At 71.4% G+C, this 17,330-nt stretch carries 12 protein-coding genes and 2 pseudogenes; 5 read left to right on the forward strand and 9 right to left on the reverse strand.

Annotated features, from left to right (window positions below; all coding sequences use genetic code 11):
• The first annotated feature begins 34 nt into the window (after positions 1–34).
• Together ctaD and ADL12_RS50210 are read left to right on the forward strand one after the other, a co-directional pair.
• Positions 35–1,699 carry an aa3-type cytochrome oxidase subunit I gene (gene ctaD, locus ADL12_RS12485; RefSeq protein WP_062701570.1) on the forward strand — a complete coding sequence of 555 codons (1,665 nt, stop codon included), beginning with the start codon at positions 35–37 and terminating at the stop codon, positions 1,697–1,699.
• Between the two features lie 313 nt (positions 1,700–2,012).
• Positions 2,013–2,401, forward strand: a pseudogene (locus ADL12_RS50210) (IS701 family transposase); the annotation flags it as partial.
• A gap of 112 nt (positions 2,402–2,513) precedes the next feature.
• On the opposite strand, the gene atzF reads toward ADL12_RS50210, so the two are convergent.
• From atzF to ADL12_RS12505, 4 genes are read right to left on the reverse strand one after another with little or no spacing between them, the layout of a single operon-like run.
• Entirely contained in the window at positions 2,514–4,190 is a 1,677-nt protein-coding gene (gene atzF, locus ADL12_RS12490) for an allophanate hydrolase (protein WP_062701572.1), read from the reverse strand.
• Entirely contained in the window at positions 4,187–7,774 is a 3,588-nt protein-coding gene (uca, locus tag ADL12_RS12495) for an urea carboxylase (RefSeq protein WP_062701574.1), read from the reverse strand. The genes atzF and uca overlap by 4 nt, the downstream gene beginning before the upstream one ends.
• 3 nt (positions 7,775–7,777) lie before the next feature.
• Complete coding sequence (locus ADL12_RS12500) at positions 7,778–8,425, reverse strand: urea amidolyase associated protein UAAP2 (RefSeq protein WP_062701576.1); 648 nt, start codon at positions 8,423–8,425, stop codon at positions 7,778–7,780.
• Positions 8,422–9,264, reverse strand: coding sequence for an urea amidolyase associated protein UAAP1 (locus ADL12_RS12505; RefSeq protein WP_062701578.1), 843 nt, complete (start codon positions 9,262–9,264; stop codon positions 8,422–8,424). Before ADL12_RS12505 ends, ADL12_RS12500 begins: the two co-directional genes overlap by 4 nt.
• Before the next feature lie 160 nt (positions 9,265–9,424).
• On the opposite strand from ADL12_RS12505, the gene ADL12_RS12510 reads away from it, so the two are divergent.
• Entirely contained in the window at positions 9,425–10,108 is a 684-nt protein-coding gene (locus ADL12_RS12510) for a TetR/AcrR family transcriptional regulator (RefSeq protein ID WP_062701580.1), read from the forward strand.
• Between the two features lie 37 nt (positions 10,109–10,145).
• Here the strand turns inward: ADL12_RS12510 and ADL12_RS50215 are convergent, their stop codons facing one another.
• From ADL12_RS50215 to ADL12_RS12535, 5 genes and pseudogenes are all read right to left on the reverse strand, one after another.
• Complete coding sequence (locus ADL12_RS50215) at positions 10,146–11,690, reverse strand: high affinity choline transporter 1 (RefSeq protein ID WP_079051995.1); 1,545 nt, start codon at positions 11,688–11,690, stop codon at positions 10,146–10,148.
• A gap of 255 nt (positions 11,691–11,945) precedes the next feature.
• Positions 11,946–12,310 (reverse strand): annotated as a pseudogene (locus ADL12_RS12520) (IS701 family transposase); the annotation flags it as partial.
• Between the two features lie 57 nt (positions 12,311–12,367).
• Complete coding sequence (locus tag ADL12_RS12525; RefSeq protein WP_062701582.1) at positions 12,368–12,763, reverse strand: hypothetical protein; 396 nt, start codon at positions 12,761–12,763, stop codon at positions 12,368–12,370.
• Between the two features lie 69 nt (positions 12,764–12,832).
• Positions 12,833–14,128 (reverse strand): ABC transporter substrate-binding protein, encoded by a 1,296-nt coding sequence (locus ADL12_RS12530; protein WP_062701584.1) that lies wholly within the window; start codon positions 14,126–14,128, stop codon positions 12,833–12,835.
• Positions 14,103–14,672, reverse strand: a complete 570-nt coding sequence (locus tag ADL12_RS12535) for an MTB12 C-terminal domain-containing protein (protein WP_062701610.1) — start codon at positions 14,670–14,672, stop codon at positions 14,103–14,105. Before ADL12_RS12535 ends, ADL12_RS12530 begins: the two co-directional genes overlap by 26 nt.
• 164 nt (positions 14,673–14,836) lie before the next feature.
• On the opposite strand from ADL12_RS12535, the gene ADL12_RS12540 reads away from it, so the two are divergent.
• Together ADL12_RS12540 and ADL12_RS12545 are read left to right on the forward strand one after the other, a co-directional pair.
• Entirely contained in the window at positions 14,837–15,313 is a 477-nt protein-coding gene (locus ADL12_RS12540; protein WP_062701586.1) for a hypothetical protein, read from the forward strand.
• Positions 15,314–15,325: 12 nt separating this feature from the next.
• Positions 15,326–17,330 (forward strand): ABC transporter permease subunit (locus tag ADL12_RS12545; protein ID WP_062701588.1); only part of this gene is annotated, 2,005 nt, incomplete at its 3' end.

Raw genomic sequence — 17,330 nt, forward strand, 5'->3', positions numbered from 1 at the left:
CGGGCCCGGGGCGCTACGAGCGAAGGGGCGAGCGATGGGGACGCAGACCGTACGGGCGACGGCACGGCCCGAGCGGACCAAACAGCCCGGACGAGTGGTCGTCGACTGGTTGACCACCACCGACCACAAGAAGATCGGCCATCTCTACCTGATCACGTCGTTCGTGTTCTTCCTGGCCGGCGGGGTGATGGCCCTGCTGATGCGGGCCGAGCTCGCCCGCCCGGGGCTGCACATGCTGAGCAACGAGCAGTTCAACCAGCTGTTCACCATGCACGGCACGATCATGCTGCTGCTGTTCGCGACCCCGAGCTTCGCGGGCTTCGCCAACGAGCTGATGCCGCTGCAGATCGGCGCCCCGGACGTGGCCTTCCCCCGGCTGAACATGTTCTCGTACTGGCTGTTCCTGTTCGGCGGCCTGATCGTGATGGGCTCGCTGATCGTGCCGGACGGGCCGGCCGCCTTCGGCTGGTTCGCCTACGCCCCTCTCAACAGCCTGGAGCGCTCGCCCGGGATTGGCCCCGACCTGTGGATCATGGGCCTCGCACTGGCGGGCTTCGGCACGATCCTCGGCGCGGTCAACTTCATCACCACGATCATCGGGATGCGCGCCCCCGGCATGACGATGTTCCGGATGCCGATCTTCGTGTGGAACACCCTCTTCACATCGATCCTGATCCTGATGGCGTTCCCGGTGCTGGCCGCCGCCCTGCTGGTGCTGGAGGCGGACCGCCGGTTCGGCTCGGTGGTGTTCGACGCGGGCAACGGCGGGGCGCTGCTGTGGCAGCACCTGTTCTGGTTCTTCGGGCATCCCGAGGTGTACATCATCGCGCTGCCGTTCTTCGGCATCATCAGCGAGATCATCCCGGTCTTCTCGCGCAAGCCGATGTTCGGCTATCTGACGCTGGTCGCGGCGACGATGGCGATCACCGGTCTGTCGATCGTGGTGTGGGCGCACCACATGTTCGTGACCGGCGCAGTCCTGCTGCCGTTCTTCTCCTTCATGAGCTTCCTGATCGCGGTGCCGACGGGCGTGAAGTTCTTCAACTGGACCGGCACCATGATCAAGGGCTCGCTGTCCTTCGAGACCCCGATGCTGTGGGCGACCGGCTTCCTGGTCACGTTCCTGTTCGGCGGGCTGACCGGGGTGATCCTGGCGTCGCCGCCGATGGACTTCCACGTCTCCGACTCGTACTTCGTCGTCGCCCACTTCCACTACGTCGTCTTCGGCACCGTCGTCTTCGCGATCTTCGCCGGGTTCCACTTCTGGTGGCCCAAGTTCACCGGGAAGATGCTCGACGAGCGGCTGGGCAAGATCCACTTCTGGACGCTGTTCGTCGGCTTCCACACCACGTTCCTGGTGCAGCACTGGCTGGGCGCGGAGGGCATGCCCCGCCGGTACGCCGACTATCTCGCCGCCGACGGCTTCACGGCGCTGAACACGGTCTCGACGATCGGCGCGTTCCTGCTCGGCATGTCGACGCTCCCGTTCCTCTACAACGTCTGGAAGACCGCGAAGTACGGCAAGAAGGTCGAGGTCGACGACCCCTGGGGCTACGGCCGCTCCCTGGAGTGGGCGACCTCCTGCCCTCCCCCACGGCACAACTTCAGCTCGCTGCCGCGGATCCGCTCCGAATCCCCGGCGTTCGATCTGCACCACCCGGCGCACGCGTGGGAGGCTCCGCAGCCCGAGCGGCCCTGAACGCCAGGCGTACGCGCGCGTGGAGACGCCCTGGGAGTCAGTCGCCTGATGACTCGGGGCTGCGGGCATCGCGGGCGAGTGCGGGTTCGTCGGGGTTGATCGCGCCCGCGCGGCGGAGCCGCACATGTCAGAGCCCCGCGGCCCGAGGGCCTGTCCGGCGGATCAGGCCGGCTGCAAGAAACAGTGCAGAACGGCCGAGCCTAGCCGTGCCTGGTGCGTGCAGCTGCAAGACGGAGGAGCCGTGTCGATCAGCCGCTACCGCGGCGGGCGACGCGATGGGGGTCCCCCTCTGAGGGAGCGCGTGCCAGGCACCGCCCAACAGGCCGGACATGCAGGCCCGGACCGCATCCACCGGATGCTGAACCGAATCGAGTGGGACGCCGACGAGGTACTCGATGACGTGCGCGACTACGTCGTCGAGCACCTCGGCGATCCCGAGGCCGTCCTGACCGTGGACGACACCGGCTCCCTGAAGAAGGGCATGCGGTCGGCCGGAGTTCAGCGACTCACTCCGGAACCGCCGGGCGGGCGGAGAACTGCCAGATCGGCGTCTTCCTCACCTATGCAACCCCGCGTGGACGGACGCCGATCGACCGACGGGTGTATCTGCCCACGTCCTGGATGGAGGACCGCGAGCAGTGCCGCCGGGCCGGCATCCGTGACGAAGTCGCCTTCGAGACGAAGGTGGCCATGGCCAAGGCCACGAAGTGCTGCCGAAGAACGTCGAAGGCACCCGGGCCAAGCTGAAGCGCCTGGTCAGACTCGGCATCCTCACGGGGCAGGGCGCGGCGTGGCCGTGATCAAGGTTTTCCCTTCATCGGGGCGGGGCCTCCGGGCCGGGAAGTGTGGCCAGGTACCCCCTCCAGCCACCGAATGAGGTGATGTCGCGGGCGCCCTCGACGGCTTCGGGTTCGCAGAGGAAGCCGGTCACGAAGCTTCCGTCCGCGAGCTCCAGGCTTCCGAGTGCCATGGGGCGGGGCAGCGCCGCGAGGAACGCGCCGAGTCCCTCGGCGGGCAGTTGCCACACCTCGGCCTCGATCGCGCCGCCGCCCGCGCCGGCCCGGACCAGCCCTGGCTTGGCAGGCGTGGTGTTCAGCGCGTACAGCCGGTAGGCGGGTGCGGTCGTGGTCCTCCGTACCAGCCGTCCGCCCAGGGAGAGCAGTTGGCCGTTCAGGGGCTGCCCGGACAGATGGGCACCGACCACGGCGAGCCGCAGGGGTGGGGCGGTGAGCAACTGGGCGATGTGTGCGAGCCGTTCGTCCGTGAACGCGCTGCCGATCAGCATGACCCCGAACGGCCGCCCCTTCACCTCACCCGCGGGGACGGCGACCGCCGCCAGGTCGAACAGGTTCGTCGAGTTGGTGAACCGGCCGAGCCGGGCGTTGGCGCCCAGTGGGTCGGCGGCGACTTCGGCGATGGTCGGGTGACCCGGTGCCGTGGGCAGGAGCAGCGCGTCCGCGTCGCCCAGTGAGGCCAGGGCCCGGGAGCGGAGGGAGGCCAGCTTCTCCTGGTCGGCGTAGAGCCGGTGGGCCGGGATGTCCCGGGCCCGGGAGATGATCCCGGCCACGGTCGGGTCGAGGTCCTCCGAGCCCGCGTGCGCGTCGATGAAGGAGCCGACGGCGGTGTAGCGCTCGGCGACGAACGCGCCCTCGTACAGCATCGTCGCCGCTTCGGTGAACGGCGCCAGATCGACGGGCAGCAGTTCGGCGCCCGCGTCGGCGAGCCGCAGCGCGGCCGCCTCGAATGCCTCGCCCCAGCCCTTGTCCAGCTCGCCGAGCTGTTCGAGCCCGGGGACGGCGATCCGCCACGGGCCGGGGCGGCGCTGTTCCAGCGGCGGGAGGTCGCGCCCCGCCGGTGCCGCCATGACCGACAGCGCCCGCTCGGCCTCCAGGAGCGTACGGGCGAAGACCGTCACGCAGTCGAGCGATGCGCAGGCCGGGACGACGCCCTGGGTGGGGACCAGGCCGCGCGTCGGCTTGATCCCGACGATGCCGTTGAACGCGGCGGGGACGCGGCCGGAGCCCGCCGTGTCCGTGCCGAGCGCGAAGTCGGCGATGCCGAGCGCGACCGAGACCGCCGAGCCGGCCGAGGAGCCGCCCGACACATACGCGGGGTCGATGGCGTTGCGGACCGCGCCGTAGGGGCTGCGCGTGCCGACCAGGCCGGTCGCGAACTGGTCGAGGTTCGTGGTGCCCAGGACCACGGCGCCCGCCGCCTTCAGACGGGCCACCGTCTGGGCGTCGGCCTCCGGCTCGTACGCGTAACCGGGGCAGGCGGCCGTTGTCGGCAGGCCCACCACGTCGATGTTGCCCTTGACCGAGAACACCGTCCCGGCCAGCGGCAGCCGTTCACCGGCGGCGGCCCTTGCGTCGACCCCGGCGGCGTCGGCCTCCACATCGGCCTGCGGGCGCAGGCCGATCCACATCTCGGGCCGGTCCACCTGTGCGATGCGCGCGTACGCGGCCCGTACCCGCTCCACTGCGGTGATCATGCGGCTGCCTCCACGGTCTCGACGGGAGCGAGTACGACGAGCGCGGTGCCCGCCTCGACCTGGCTGCCCGGCTTGGTCAGGATCTCGGCGACGACGCCGTCGGCCGGCGCCGGGACACGGGACTCCATCTTCATCGCTTCGAGCACGGCCAGCTGCTGGCCCGCACGGACGCGCTGCCCGATCTTGACGTTGACCTGCCACACCGAGGCGGCGAACTCGGCCTCGACCAGGTGGCCGCCCTCGGGGACCTCGATGTCGGTGGCCGGAGGGGCGACGTCGGCGACCGCCTCCGCACGCGCGAACTCGCCCGCCGCCTCCCAGGCCTCGCGCTCGGCGCCGAAGGCGGCGCCCTGCCTGGCCCGGAACCCGGCGATCGACTCGGCGTTCTCGCCGAGGAACTTCTGGTACTCCGCGAGGGAGAAGGTGCCGTCCTCGGTTCTCGGCATGAAGCGGCCGGACGTGATGTCCGCGCGCAGCTGAAGGAGTTCGTCCGCCGCTACGGGGTACCACCTGATCCGGTCGAAGAAACGCAGCAGCCAGGGCCTGCCCGGCTCGAAGGCGCCGCGCTGCTGCCAGGGCGACCACACCTGCGTGGTGCGGCCGACGAACTGGTAGCCGCCCGGGCCCTCCATGCCGTAGATGCACAGGTACGCGCCGCCGATGCCGACCGAGTTCTCCGCGGTCCAGGTGCGGGCGGGGTTGTACTTGGTGGTGACCAGCCGGTGCCGCGGGTCCAGCGGCGTGGCGACCGGCGCGCCCAGGTACACATCCCCGAGACCCATGACCAGGTATTCGGCGTCGAAAACCGTGCGGTACACCTCGTCGACCGTCTCCAGGCCGTTGACGCGGCGGATGAACTCGATGTTCCACGGGCACCACGGGGCGTCGTCGCGCACGCCCGCCATGTAGCGGGCGATGGCCTCGCGGGTCGCCGGGTCGTCCCAGGACAGCGGCAGGTGCACGATCCGGCTGGGCACCACCAGTTCGTCGGTGGCGGGGAGTTCCTCCTCCACGCGCAGCGCGATCTCGAGGAGCTTCTCCTGCGGCAGGACGTCGGGGTCCGTCTGGACCTGGAGCGAGCGGATGCCCGGGATCAGGTCGACGATGCCGTCGACCTGCCGCCCGGCCAGCGCCTCGGCGAGCGCGTGGATCCGCATGCGCAGCGCCAGGTCGAGCTGCATCGGCCCGTACTCGATGAGGAGGTTGTCGTCGCCGCTGCGCCGGTAGGTGACCGACGGGCGGGCCTCGCTCTCGCCCAGCCGGGCGAGGATGCCGCCGTCGACGATGGCCTCGCGGTCGGCACTCGGGTGCGCGGCCGGGTTCCGCCGCAGCCGGGTGGCGGCCTGTGCGGTCACGGGGACGAAGCGGACGGTGTCGCCGGGCCGGAGCTGTCCGAGCTTCCAGCGTTGTCCGGTGACGACCGTCGCGGGGCAGACGAAGCCGCCGAGGGAGGGCCCGTCGGGGCCGAGGAGGACGGGCATGTCGCCGGTGTAGTCGACGGCGCCGACGGAGTACGGCGTGTCGTGGATGTTGGACGGGTGCAGGCCCGCCTCGCCGCCGTCCGTACGCGCCCAGCGCGGCTTGGGGCCGACCAGACGGACGCCGGTGCGCGCCGAGTTGAAGTGCACCTTCCACTCAGCGGCGTAGAAGTCGCGGATGTCGTCCTCGGTGAAGAACTCGGGGGCGGCGTGCGGGCCTTCGACCGCGCCGATCCGCCACTCGCCTCCGAAGAGCGGACGCCGGCCGAGGGGGACGACGGAGGTCTCGTGGCGCTGCTCGCCGCCGTGCAGGACATCGCCCGCGCGCAGGGCGCGGCCGCCGTGCCCGCCGAACCGGCCGAGGGTGAAGGTGGCCGCGCTGCCCAGGAACTCCGGTACGTCCAGGCCGCCCGCGAACAGCACATAGGTACGCAGGCCGTGTTCGTCGGGAGCGCCGACGGCGAGGGTCTGCCCGGCCTCGACGGTGACCGGTTCCCACTGCGGCACGGTGGTGCCGTCCACCGTCACCTGTGCGGGGGCACCGGTGACGCAGATCGTGGTCGGGTGGGTGAACCGGAGGGAGGGGCCCTGGAGGGTGCATTCGAGGCCGGGCGCGCCCTCGTCGTTGCCGAGCGCGGTGTTGCCGAGCCGGAAGGACAGGTCGTCCATCGGTCCGCACGGGGGGACGCCGACCTGCCAGTAGCCGGTGCGTCCGGGCCAGTCCTGCACGGTGGTCAGGGTGCCCGGCGCGATGATGTCGATGCGTGGTGTCGGGTCGCTGATCGTGGTGAGCGAGGCGGTGGAGTGGGTCGCCTCGCGCATGTCGGCGTCCCTGAGCGCGGCACGCACCAGGCCGAGGTTGGTCTCGATGCCGTCGACGTGGGTCGCGGCGAGCGCCACCTCCAGCTTGCGATGCGCCTCGGCGCGGTCGGCGCCATGCGCGATGACCTTCGCGAGCATCGGGTCGTAGGCGGTGGTGACCTCGGTGCCGGTCTCCACCCAGGTGTCGACGCGGACGCCCTCGGGGAAGGCGACGCGGGTCAGCAGGCCCGCGCTCGGGCGGTGGTCGTGGGAGGGGTCCTCGGCGTAGATGCGGGCCTCGACTGCGTGGCCCTTGGGGGCGGGGGGCTCGGTGACGACCGCGGTGTCGCCCTGCGCGAGGCGCAGCATCCACTCCACGAGGTCGACGCCGTAGATCTCCTCGGTGACCGGATGCTCGACCTGGAGGCGGGTATTGACCTCCAGGAAGTACGCCTCCTGGCGGGCCGCGTCGTAGACGAACTCGACCGTGCCGGCCGAGCGGTACTGCACCGATGCGCACAAGTCCCGTGCGGAGGCGGCCAGTTCGTGGCGGACGTGATCCGGAAGGCCGGGTGCCGGGGCCTCCTCCAGGACCTTCTGGTTGCGGCGCTGCAGCGAGCAGTCGCGGTCGCCGAAGGTGACGACCTTGCCCTGGCCGTCGCCGAAGACCTGTACCTCGACGTGGCGGGCGCGCTCGACGAGCCGCTCCAAGAAGACGCCTGCGGAAGAGAAAGAGGCCGCGGCCACGCGCTGCACCCGCTCCCATGCCTCGGTGAGGTCGTCGGCGCCGTGGCACGCCTGCATGCCGATGCCGCCACCGCCACCGGTCGCCTTGAGCATCACCGGGTAGCCGATCTCCTCGGCCGCTGAGAGGGCAGCGGTCACATCGGGCAGCAGCCCGGTGCCGGGGGCGAGCGGCACGCCCGCCGCCTGCGCGGCGGCGCGCGCGGTGTGCTTGGCCCCGAACAGTTCGAGCTGTTCGGGTGTGGGGCCGACGAAGACCAGACCCGCGTCGGCGCAGCGGCGTGCGAAGTCAGCGTCCTCGGACAGGAAGCCGTAGCCGGGGTGGACGGCTCCGGCGCCGGTGTCCTTGGCGGCCTTCAGCACCAGACCGGCGTCGAGGTAGGACTCCTTGGCGGGCGCGGGGCCGAGTCGTACGGCCTCGTCGGCCAGCCGGACGTGCTCGGCACCGCGGTCCGGGTCGGAGTAGACGGCGACCGTGCGCAGGCCGAGTGCACGGGCGGTGCGGATGATGCGCGCCGCGATCTCGCCGCGGTTGGCGACCAGCAGGGTGTCGAACGTCATGGCTCAGCTCTCGTCCGGCTCGGTGATCGTCATCTGCACGGCGCTGGGGTCGAATCCGTTGCAGGGGTTGTTGATCTGCGGGCAGTTGGACAGCAGCGCGATGACGTCGGTCTCGGCGCGCAGCACGACCTTCAGGCCAGGGGCCGATATGCCGTCGACGATGCCGAGGGTGCCGTCCTTCTCGACCGGCACGTTCATGTACCAGTTGATGTTGGAGACCAGGTCGCGTTTGCCCAGGCCGTGCTTGCTGCCCTCGGCGAGGAAGTTCTCCACGCAGGCGTGCTGCGAGAAGGTGTGGTGGCCGTAGCGGAGGGTGTTGGACTCCTTGGAGCAGGCGCCGCCGACCGTGTCGTGCCGCCCGCAGGTGTCCTCGACGACGGTCATCAGCGGGGTGTGCTCGTTGGACAGCAGCACCGAGCCGGTGGTCAGGAAGATGTTGCCCTGGGCCTGGATGGTGTCGGGGGCGCTGTAGCGCACGGAGGTGTCGTGCGCGTCGTAGACGAGGAAGTCCGCTGCCTGGTTGCCGTGCAGGTCGGTGATGGTGAGCAGCCGGCCCCTGCGGACGATCGCGGACCAGGCGGCGCGGGCGGGGACGGTCTCGTCGGAGACGACGCGGCCTGCGGCGTACGGGCTGGTGGTGGCGGTGGTCATGCGATCCCCCGGACGGTGAGGTACTCGGCGGTGTTCAGGAAGGCGCGGCGGCCCTCTGGTGTGGCGTCCCACAGCGCGTCGCCGGCAGCGGTCGGCCCGGCTCGGTACGCGAGGACCTCGAGACGTCCGCAGCTGTATGCGGGGCGCGGGTCCAGCGGGTGCGGGACGTTCGCGAGGAGGACGGTGACGTCCTGTTCGGCGCGCAGTGTGACGGCCTTGCCGGCGCCGGCGGACCCGGTGAACTCGGTGGTGCCGTCCTCGGCGATCCGCACGCCCTGGAAGAAGGAGACGGACGGCGGGAGGTCACGCGGGGCGAGGCCGTTCTTGAGGGCGGCGAGCTTGAACAGCTCACGCCCGGCGGGGGAGGCGGACTGCGGGGTGCCGTCCCCGTACCGCTCGACGTTGCGCGCAAGGGTGGAGGTGCCGGTGAGGGCGTCGTGCCGGCCGGAGGTGTCCTCGGTGACGGAGGCGAGGACCCGGCCCTGGTCGGACAGGAGCAGGTGGCCGGCCCCGAGGTAGGCGTTCCAGAGCACCTTGACGGTGTCGGCGGCGTTCAGCCGCTCCCAGGGGCGGTCCGCGCTGTACAGCAGGACGTGCGCGCACGCGTCGCCGGAGAGGTCGGTCAGCCGCACTTCGGTGCCGCGGGCGAGGACCTTGTGGGTGTAGTTGCCGCCCGCCACGGTCTCGGCCCACACGATGTCCTCGCCGGCGATGCCCTCGGGCGGCGCCGGCCAACTGCTCGCGGGGAGTACGGGCATGGCGTCGACCGTCGTGCCCTCCTGGGCGCGGGCATGGTCGCGGGCGCCATAGGCCGACGCTGTCACTGACGCTGTCGCCACGGCTGCGCACCTCCTGCTGATGGGTAATTTCTGTCGTGCGATAGAAATTACTGCCCGGCCGAGTCGGGGTCATTGCACGTGCATTTCGGGGCAGTTACCGGAAACTCACCCCGGGAGCTCGCCTCGAAGCGGGCCCCCGGGCCTGTGCGATGATCGTTGGGTGAGCACCACCAGAAGAGTCGGCCGCCCGCGCGCCCAGAAGCGTCCGGAGAGCGGGCTCCAGCCGCGCGAAGAGGTCCTGGCCGCGGCGGCCGAGCTGTTCACCACCCACGGCTACACCGCCACCACCACCCGCGCGGTCGCCGAGCGGGCCGGCCTGCGCCAGGCCTCGATGTACCACTACTTCGGCGGCAAGGAAGCGATTCTCGCGGCGCTGCTGGAAGGAACCGTCCGTCCCTCGCTGGAGATCGCACAGGAGCTGGTGTCCCGTACGGAGGCGGCCGCGGAGGCGCGACTGTGGGCGCTGTGCCACTCCGATGTGATGCTGCTGTGCAGCGGCCCGCACAACCTCGGGGCGCTCTACCTGCTGCCCGAGGTACAGGCGGAGCGTTTCACCGACTTCCACCGGTTCCGCAGGGAGCTCAAGGCGTCCTACGGTGAGCTGCTGACGGCCACGGAGCCGGGGGCGGCGCTCGGCGCGGAGGACCTGGCGCTCCGCACGGACCTGCTCTTCGGCCTCACCGAGAGCGTGATCCTCATCCGCCGGACCGGCCCCGACCGGGATCCGCAGGCCCTTGCACCGGCGACGGCCGATGCGGCGCTGCGGGTGGCGGGAGTTACGGAGCATGCCCTGACGCGGCTGCGTCGCGAGGGCGGTCGACTCCTCGCGACGCAGCAGGGCTGACCAGCACACATACGCCGGCGTGGCCGCGCCGGGCGGGTCAGGGTGCCGGAGCCGGGGCTGCGGGGCCGTCGGCCTGCGGACTCGTCTCCTCCTTGGCTGCCTCGTCGCCGTCGAGCGCGGCGGCGTCGGCGGCGGGCGCGGGTCCGCTCAGCAGCGCGGTCACGACATAGGCGAGCAGCGAGGCAGCGGGCGCCAGGAAGGTCGGCCAGCCGTCGAAGTCGGCACTGATCAGGCTGTTGCGGATGTGGAGCAGTTCGTTGTCCGCGCCGTAGATGGTCGGGGTGAGCACAAAGAGCGACAGCCGGACCACCGTTCCGGCGCAGATCGCCGCCAGCGCGGCGACGCCCGTACCGCGCCGCCAGAAGTGCCCGAGCACGAAGGGCACCAGCAGAGCCGCGAGCATCACATCGAAGGCGAGGCTGAGCAGGATGCCCGTCTGCGGCACCCGCAGCGCGACGACGACCGCCAGCAGCACGACCGGGAGCATCGCCAGCCGAGTGGCGCGCAGCAGCACGTCCTTCCCCCCGGGGGCCGACCCTCCGGGGGCCGAGTGGCCGGTGGAGCGGATGCCTGCGATGTTGCGGGCCGCCACGGCGCCGGTTCCCAGGATCGCGCCGTTGGCGGTGGAGCACGAAGCGGCGACGATCGCGGACAGCACCAGAATCGCCAGCCCGGTCGGAGCGTAACTGTCCAGCAGGGTGAACAGCACCGGCCCCTCACCCGCGGCATCACCGAGGATGCCCACCGCGGCCAGGGCCACCAGCGAGAACGGAATTCCCACCAGCAGCGTCCCGGCCGCGCCCAGGTAGCACGCCCGGCGGGCGGTCTGCGGGGAGCGGGCAGAGAAGATCCGCTGCATGAAGTCGATGGCCACGATGTCACCGACGCCCAGCGCGAGGAGCGTGGCCCAGTTGATCACTGCGCCGTTCTCACTGGAGGTGAGCTGCGCGAGGTCGAAGGCGCCCATGCCCTCGGGAATGGTGATGCCGTAGTTGACCGCCACCCAGAGGAAGAGGGCCGCCGTGGCCACGAGGGTGATCACCATCTGTACGGCGGCGGTGTAGGCGTCGGAGAACATCCCGCCGGTGACCGTGTAGGTCAGCACGATGCCGACGATGAGCAGCACGCCGACGGTGTAGCTGGTGCCCAGGAAGCGCTCGAAGAGGAAGCCGCCGGCGACCAGGTTGCCCGCAAGGAGAATGACGTAAGCCACGATCATCATGTACGAGGAGGCGACTTCCACGGCCCGGCCGAAGCGGCGCCGGTAGAAGTCGGGCAGCGTGAGGAGCTTCGCGCGGTTCATCGGCTCGGCGAAGAACAGGCCGGTCAGCAGCAGGCACACCGCCAGACCGACCGGCAGCGCGGCACCGGCCCAGAAGCCGAACTGGAAGCTCAGATCCGTATTGCCGAGCGTGGCGTTGGTGTCGACGGCCTGGCCCATCAGGCCGGCGGCGACGAGCGGCAGTCCGAGCGTACGCCCGGCCACCAGGTAACGGGCGCTGTCCCCGTCGACTTTGCGAGCCGCCAGCAGCCCGATCAGCATGACGATGAGGACGCTGGCGCCCACACCAAGAATGATCATTTGCCGCGCCTTCCCGGGAGGGGAGCCTAATTTCTGTCGTTCGGCAGAAATTAGGGGCGTGGTGTGAGAAGCGGCGTACCCAAACGGTTTCGCGGCCGTTACGGTGTGCTCACCGCGGCGTTGTTGCCAGCTGTAGGACGTTGATGGGACGCGTGCGCAACTCACCGGCGCGGGGTGGAAGTTCATCGAGCCGTTCTTGCCCATCGGCAGGTCCGGTCCGTATCCCGAGCGGCTGCGTGAGCAGCTCGAGGGGGATCTGGACAGGTCCTCCTCGAGGCACGCGCTCAGATACAGCCGTCGGTCGATCGGCGTCCGTCCACGCGGGGTTGCATAGGTGAGGAAGACGCCGATCTGGCAGTTCTCCGTCCGCCCGGCGGTTCCGGAGTGAGTCGCTGAACTCCGGCCGACCGCATGCCCTTCTTCAGGAAGCCGGTGTCGTCCACGATCAGGACGGCCCCGGGATCGCCGAGGTGCTCGACGACGTAGTCCCGCACGTCATCGAGTACCTCGTCGGCGTCCCACTCGATTCGGTTCAGCATCCGGTGGATGCGGTCCGGGCCTGCATGTCCGGCCTGTCCGGCCAGCGTCCAGCCGTTCTTCCGTTCCAACGGAGCGATCAGCCTGACATCAGCAAGGTCCCCACCCACAACCACACCAACGACCAACCTGGCCAGCAGTCAGGACAAGCACCGTTGCAGCGCTAAGGGGGTTGCCGGTACTCGGCATTCGACGCTGAGGTTGCCCTGGCGGGTCTCGTACGGGACTCGAGAAGCGAGCGAATGCACTTTCATGGCGCCCGGCGCCAAGCGATGAGGTTCCCCCTCCGTCACGCGCGCGTACGCGTCCCAGTGGCCCTCCGGCAGGGCGACGCTGCTGGGGAGTGCGGCGCGTAGACGGCCGGTGGTGGCAGGGGTGAGGGGCAGGGTGACCTCCTCGTGGCCCTCGCGGTGGCGCAGGACCAGGTGGGCCGCCTCGGTGACACCGGCCGAGGTGACGTCGAAGGTCAGCCCGCCGGCCGAATCCGCGATGCAGTCGGCGCGCAGTGGTGCGGCGTGCGACACGGGCGTCGTCATGCGGTGCGGTTCCTCCTTCGGCGTTCGGCTCGGTCAGTTGGACCGGCGATGCGGCCTTTTGGTTGCCCGTCACGGTTGGTACGACAGCTGCGGCACCTCGAAACACGTGCTGTTCATGTCTCCTTGGGAGACCCAGCCCCTGCCGTCCTCCCAGCGGGCCACCGACAGACAGGTCCGGCGGCTCTTCGGCGGCTCGGCCAGCCGCTCGAACCGGACCGGGAGGAGCAGGCCGTCGGCGGTGTATCCCTGGCTGCGGTTCATGAAGTCGTCGACGCACGCGCGCGTGATGCCCTGGGCGGCACACGACGTCGCCGCGTCCGTGAACCACCTCGCCGCCGCCCAGCCCTCCAACTGCCACTGGGAGTGCGCCTTCAGCCCCTTCGTGGCGTCCCGGAACTCGCGTACGGCGTCCTGGTCCGTGTCCTGGTGGTTGCGGGACGATCCGGTCGCCCACAGGGCGTTGCGGCAGCGCGGGGAGTCCTTGTAGTCCTCGGCGACGGTGGACGTCCAGTTCTGTACGTTCGTGACCTTGGCGGTGACCTCGGCGCCGACGTCGTCCATCGCCTTGCACAGCCGGGCGTTGCCGTGGCTGTCGATGGCGTCGAAGACGAGGTCGGCGCCCTGCTCCTTCAGATCGGCCGCCGCCGCACGGAAGTTGGGCAGCGCGAAGTCGACCTGCTCGGTGACCACCTTGTAGCCCTCGGCCTTCAGGCCCCGCTCGACGAGCCGGGCGTAGGCGGCGGACGCGGGCTGGTTGTAGGAGACGACGGCGGCCGTACGGGCGCCGTGCGCGCGCTTGAAGTAGCGGTAGACCTCGGTGCCGCCGTACTGCTTGCCGTCCCAGCCAGTGGTGCCGTCGCGGGGCGCGAGGCTGCCGTAGATTCCGTACAGGTGCGGGTGGGTGTCGTAGGCGGCGCCGATGGGCTGGCCGCCGATGTCGGGCACGCGCGCGTGTGAGACGCGCGAGGCGCCGACGTAGTCCAGAGCGGTGGTGGCGACCAGGGCGATGACGTCGTCCTCGTCGATCAGCTCGTGCACGCACTCGTTGTTGCCGACGCCGCTGCCGCCGTCGTCGCATTCGCGCACCTCGACCGGGCGGCCGTCGATGCCCCCGCGCGCGTTGAGGCGGTCGAAGAAGGCCTTGGCGCCGTCGCGCGGGCCGGTGAAGGCACTGCCGCCGACGGGGCTGGTGGCGCTGGTGATGATGCCGACGCGGACCGGGGTGCGGTCCGCCGCGGGCGCCGAGGGCGTGCCGCGGTCGCCGTGCTCGAAGTCGCTCTCCGGCAGCCGGCTGCCGCACGCCGCACTCAGAGCCAGTACCACCACGGCGATCGCCGCCTCAGCACCCCGGGATCGGCGACCCATTGCCGCTCAGCTGGACCAGCGCGCACAGCGTCTTGGCGGACACCTTCCAGGTGCCGTCCTGTTCGACCGCGGTCCCGGAGGCGTTCGGCAGAGCGGTCGCGCCCTTCAGGGTCAGGTCGTACGTCACGTTCGCCTCGGTCGGCGAGGTGAACTCGACCTTGGAGACCTTCGCCTGGACCTGCCCACCGCGCTCGTCACCGCTGAACGCCTGCAGGACCGGCGCCATCTGCTCGCCGTTCTCCAGGACGGTCTGCTTGTCCTTCAGGGACGTCTCCGGGTCGAAGAACTTCTGCCAGTTCTGCTTGATCTCCGTCTCGGCAGCCCCCGCATCGGCGGGCGCCGTAGCGGCCGGCGACTGCTCGGTCTGCTCGACAGTCGGCGTCGGCGGCGTCTCGTTGCCACCGCCTCCCTCGTCGTCACTGCAGGCCACGAGGGCCGGGGCGAGGAAGAGAAGCAGGGCGGCCGCCAGCGCGGTCCCCCGTCCCGCCGCCCGTGGGCGCCTCCTGTGTGCGTTGCTCCGCCTGAGGTCGCTCCCGAGAACCATCTGGCTCACCACCGGGTGTCGGTCCGGGCCGTGTGCGCCCGGTGCTTTCAGGGTCAGCTTGCAGGAGGCATAGTGCAAGTCCATTGGCAGACATGGAATAGGGACAGGCACATGCGCAGAAACCCGATGTGCATGCACCGAAACCCGACGTGTGGGAGCCAGCGATGCGGACAGCCCGACTGCGGACCGTGCACCCCGTCCTCTGGGCCGGCTGGGCCGCGCTCGCGGCGGGCGCGGTGCTGTGCGTCATCGGCTGGTACGGCATCTCCGGCGAGCGTTTCGCCGAGCGGCAGCTGCCGTACCTCGCCTCCTGCACGGTTCCCGGCGCCGCGCTGATCATCGCCGGGGCGGTGCTGCTCACCCACGGCCGGGGCGCGCTCGCCGCCGCGCGCGTGGAGGAGCTGTACGGCCTTCTGGTGGCCGCCGAGCCCGCCGAGGCGGCGGAGTCCGGGCAGGCCGCTGCGGCGCCGCGGGCGGTCAGCGGGGATCTGCTGATGGTGCCCGGCGGCACCCTGTGGCACCGCGCGGACTGCCCGCTGGTCGCCGGGAAGGCGGAGGCGGTTCCGGTCGATGCGAAGCTGGTGAGGAGCGGCGAACTGGGCCCCTGCCCGATCTGTGAGCCCGCCGAGGCGGACGACTGAAGCGGATGACTGATGTCCTCCCTGACGTACGACCTCACCCTGGCCGGACTGTCGGTCGGCAGCGCCGCCGCGCTCACCGGGATCGGCCTGATCGTGACGTACCGCGCGACCGGCGTGCTGAACTTCGCGCACGGGGCAATCGCGGTGGTGTGCGCGTATGTGCTGCGGCAGTGCGTGGTGGAGTGGGGCTGGCCACTGTGGGCTGGCGCGACGGTGACGCTGCTGGTCCTCGCGCCCGGCATCGGGATGGTGCTGGAACGGTTCGTCTTCCGCCCCCTCGCGGTCCTGGGCAGCGACCCGGTGCAGACCCTGGTCGCGTCCATCGGCGTGTTCGTGCTGCTGGTGGGCGGAGCGGCGCTGCTGTGGGGCCAGGGGGCACGGGACGACGCGCCGGAACTGGTGTCGGCGGATCCGTGGGGACAGCTGGCGGTGGCCCTGCTGCTGGCGGCCGGCGTCGGGACGGTCACCCGCTGGACACGCTTCGGCCGGGAACTCCGTGCCGTGGTGGACGACCGCCGACTGGCCGTCCTGGGCGGCATCGACGCGGACCGGGTGGCGGCGGCGGGCTGGGCGTTCGGCTCCTTCACGGCGGGTCTGACGGGCGTGCTGCTGGCGCCGTACGTCCGCCTGGACCCGTACGGCATGCCGCTGCTGGTCATGGAGGTGGTCGCGGTGGCGGTGGCCGCCCGGATGCGCAGCCTGCCGGTCGCGGTGGTGACAGCGCTGGCCATCGGCGTGGCCCAGAGCCAGCTGACGCGCCTGCACCCCTCCGGCTGGAGCGCGCCCCTCCTGCAGGCCGTCAGCACGAACCTCTTCGTCGTGGCCCTGCTGATCGCCGCCCTGGCCCTCCCCCGCGTCGGCACCCGCGACGCCCTCCCGCGCACGGCCACCGCGCGCGTGCCGACGCCGCCGGGCGCCTGGATCGTGGCGGCGGTTCTCTTCCTGCTCCCCCTGGGCTTCGCGGGCTCGGACCTGCATACGTCGGTGCAGGTGCCGGCGCTGGCCGTGGTGCTGCTCTCGCTGGTCGTCGTCACGGGCCGCGGCGGCCAGATCTCCCTCGGGCAGGCGGCGTACGCGGGCCTGGGCGCCCTCTTCACGGCCCTCCTGGCAGCGGGCCGCTTCCCCGGGCTGCCGCGCCTGCCGGAGCTCGCCGCCCTCGCGCTGGCGGTCGTCCTGGTGGCCCCGCTGGGCCTGCTCACCGGCTGGCCGGCGATCAGCCGGCGGGGCCTCGCACTGGCACTGGCGACCTTCGCGGTGGGCGTCGGCGTGAGCCGCTTCGTCTTCGCCCAGCCGTACGCGATCTCGGGCCTGTCGCTGGGCCGCCCGACAGGCTTCGAGGGCGACCGCGCGTACTACGTCCTGGAACTGACCCTCCTCGCGGCCGCCCTGCTGGCCACCTGGCTGCTGCGCCGGGGCCGCACGGGCCGGGCCCTGGCGGCGATGCGGGACCACGAGTCGGGGGCGTCGGCGGCAGGCGTCCAGGTGCCCTCCCTCAAGCTCCTGGCCTTCGTCGCGGGCGCCGCCCTCGCAGCCCTGGGCGGCGGCCTGCTCGGCATGGGCCTGCGCGCCTTCGACCCGGCCGCCTACGACCCCGTCCGCGGCCTCCTGTGGTTCGCGGCGGTAGTGGTCCTGGGCGCCGACAGCACCCTGGGCGCACTGGCCGCGGCAGCGCTCCTGGTAGGCCTCGACGCGGGCGCCCGGGGCGGGGTGGCGGCGGCGCTGATCGGCGTACTGGCGGTGCTGGTGGGCCGCTTCCCCGGGGGACCGTACGAGGCGCTCCGTACGGCGACGGGGAGGCTGCGGTCGCGGCGGAGGGCGAGGCTCACGGCGTTGGGGGCGCGGGCGCAGAGGCGACTGCGGCCGCTGGAGCGAGAACCTGCGTCCCGGCCGACCCCGGCGGGGGCGACGAGCCTCGCAGCCGCCGACGGCGCTCAGCCCTCACAGGGGCCACTCGCACCCGACGACGATGGCCGCACGGGCGGTGCGGGTAGGAACCCGAACGCGGCCGAAGGCCGCG

The sequence above is a fragment of the Streptomyces regalis genome (genome assembly GCF_001509475.1).
Taxonomy (GTDB): domain Bacteria; phylum Actinomycetota; class Actinomycetes; order Streptomycetales; family Streptomycetaceae; genus Streptomyces; species Streptomyces regalis.

What these genes read in the sequence shown, in the direction of transcription:
- ctaD (WP_062701570.1), top strand. Translation starts at nt 35, where the DNA reads ATGGGGACGCAGACCGTACGGGCGACGGCACGGCCCGAGCGGACCAAA.
- atzF (WP_062701572.1), bottom strand. Translation starts at nt 4,190, where the DNA reads ATGATCACCGCAGTGGAGCGGGTACGGGCCGCGTACGCGCGCATCGCA.
- uca (WP_062701574.1), bottom strand. Translation starts at nt 7,774, where the DNA reads ATGACGTTCGACACCCTGCTGGTCGCCAACCGCGGCGAGATCGCGGCG.
- ADL12_RS12500 (WP_062701576.1), bottom strand. Translation starts at nt 8,425, where the DNA reads ATGACCACCGCCACCACCAGCCCGTACGCCGCAGGCCGCGTCGTCTCC.
- ADL12_RS50215 (WP_079051995.1), bottom strand. Translation starts at nt 11,690, where the DNA reads ATGATCATTCTTGGTGTGGGCGCCAGCGTCCTCATCGTCATGCTGATC.
- ADL12_RS12525 (WP_062701582.1), bottom strand. Translation starts at nt 12,763, where the DNA reads ATGACGACGCCCGTGTCGCACGCCGCACCACTGCGCGCCGACTGCATC.
- ADL12_RS12530 (WP_062701584.1), bottom strand. Translation starts at nt 14,128, where the DNA reads ATGGGTCGCCGATCCCGGGGTGCTGAGGCGGCGATCGCCGTGGTGGTA.
- ADL12_RS12535 (WP_062701610.1), bottom strand. Translation starts at nt 14,672, where the DNA reads ATGGTTCTCGGGAGCGACCTCAGGCGGAGCAACGCACACAGGAGGCGC.
- ADL12_RS12540 (WP_062701586.1), top strand. Translation starts at nt 14,837, where the DNA reads ATGCGGACAGCCCGACTGCGGACCGTGCACCCCGTCCTCTGGGCCGGC.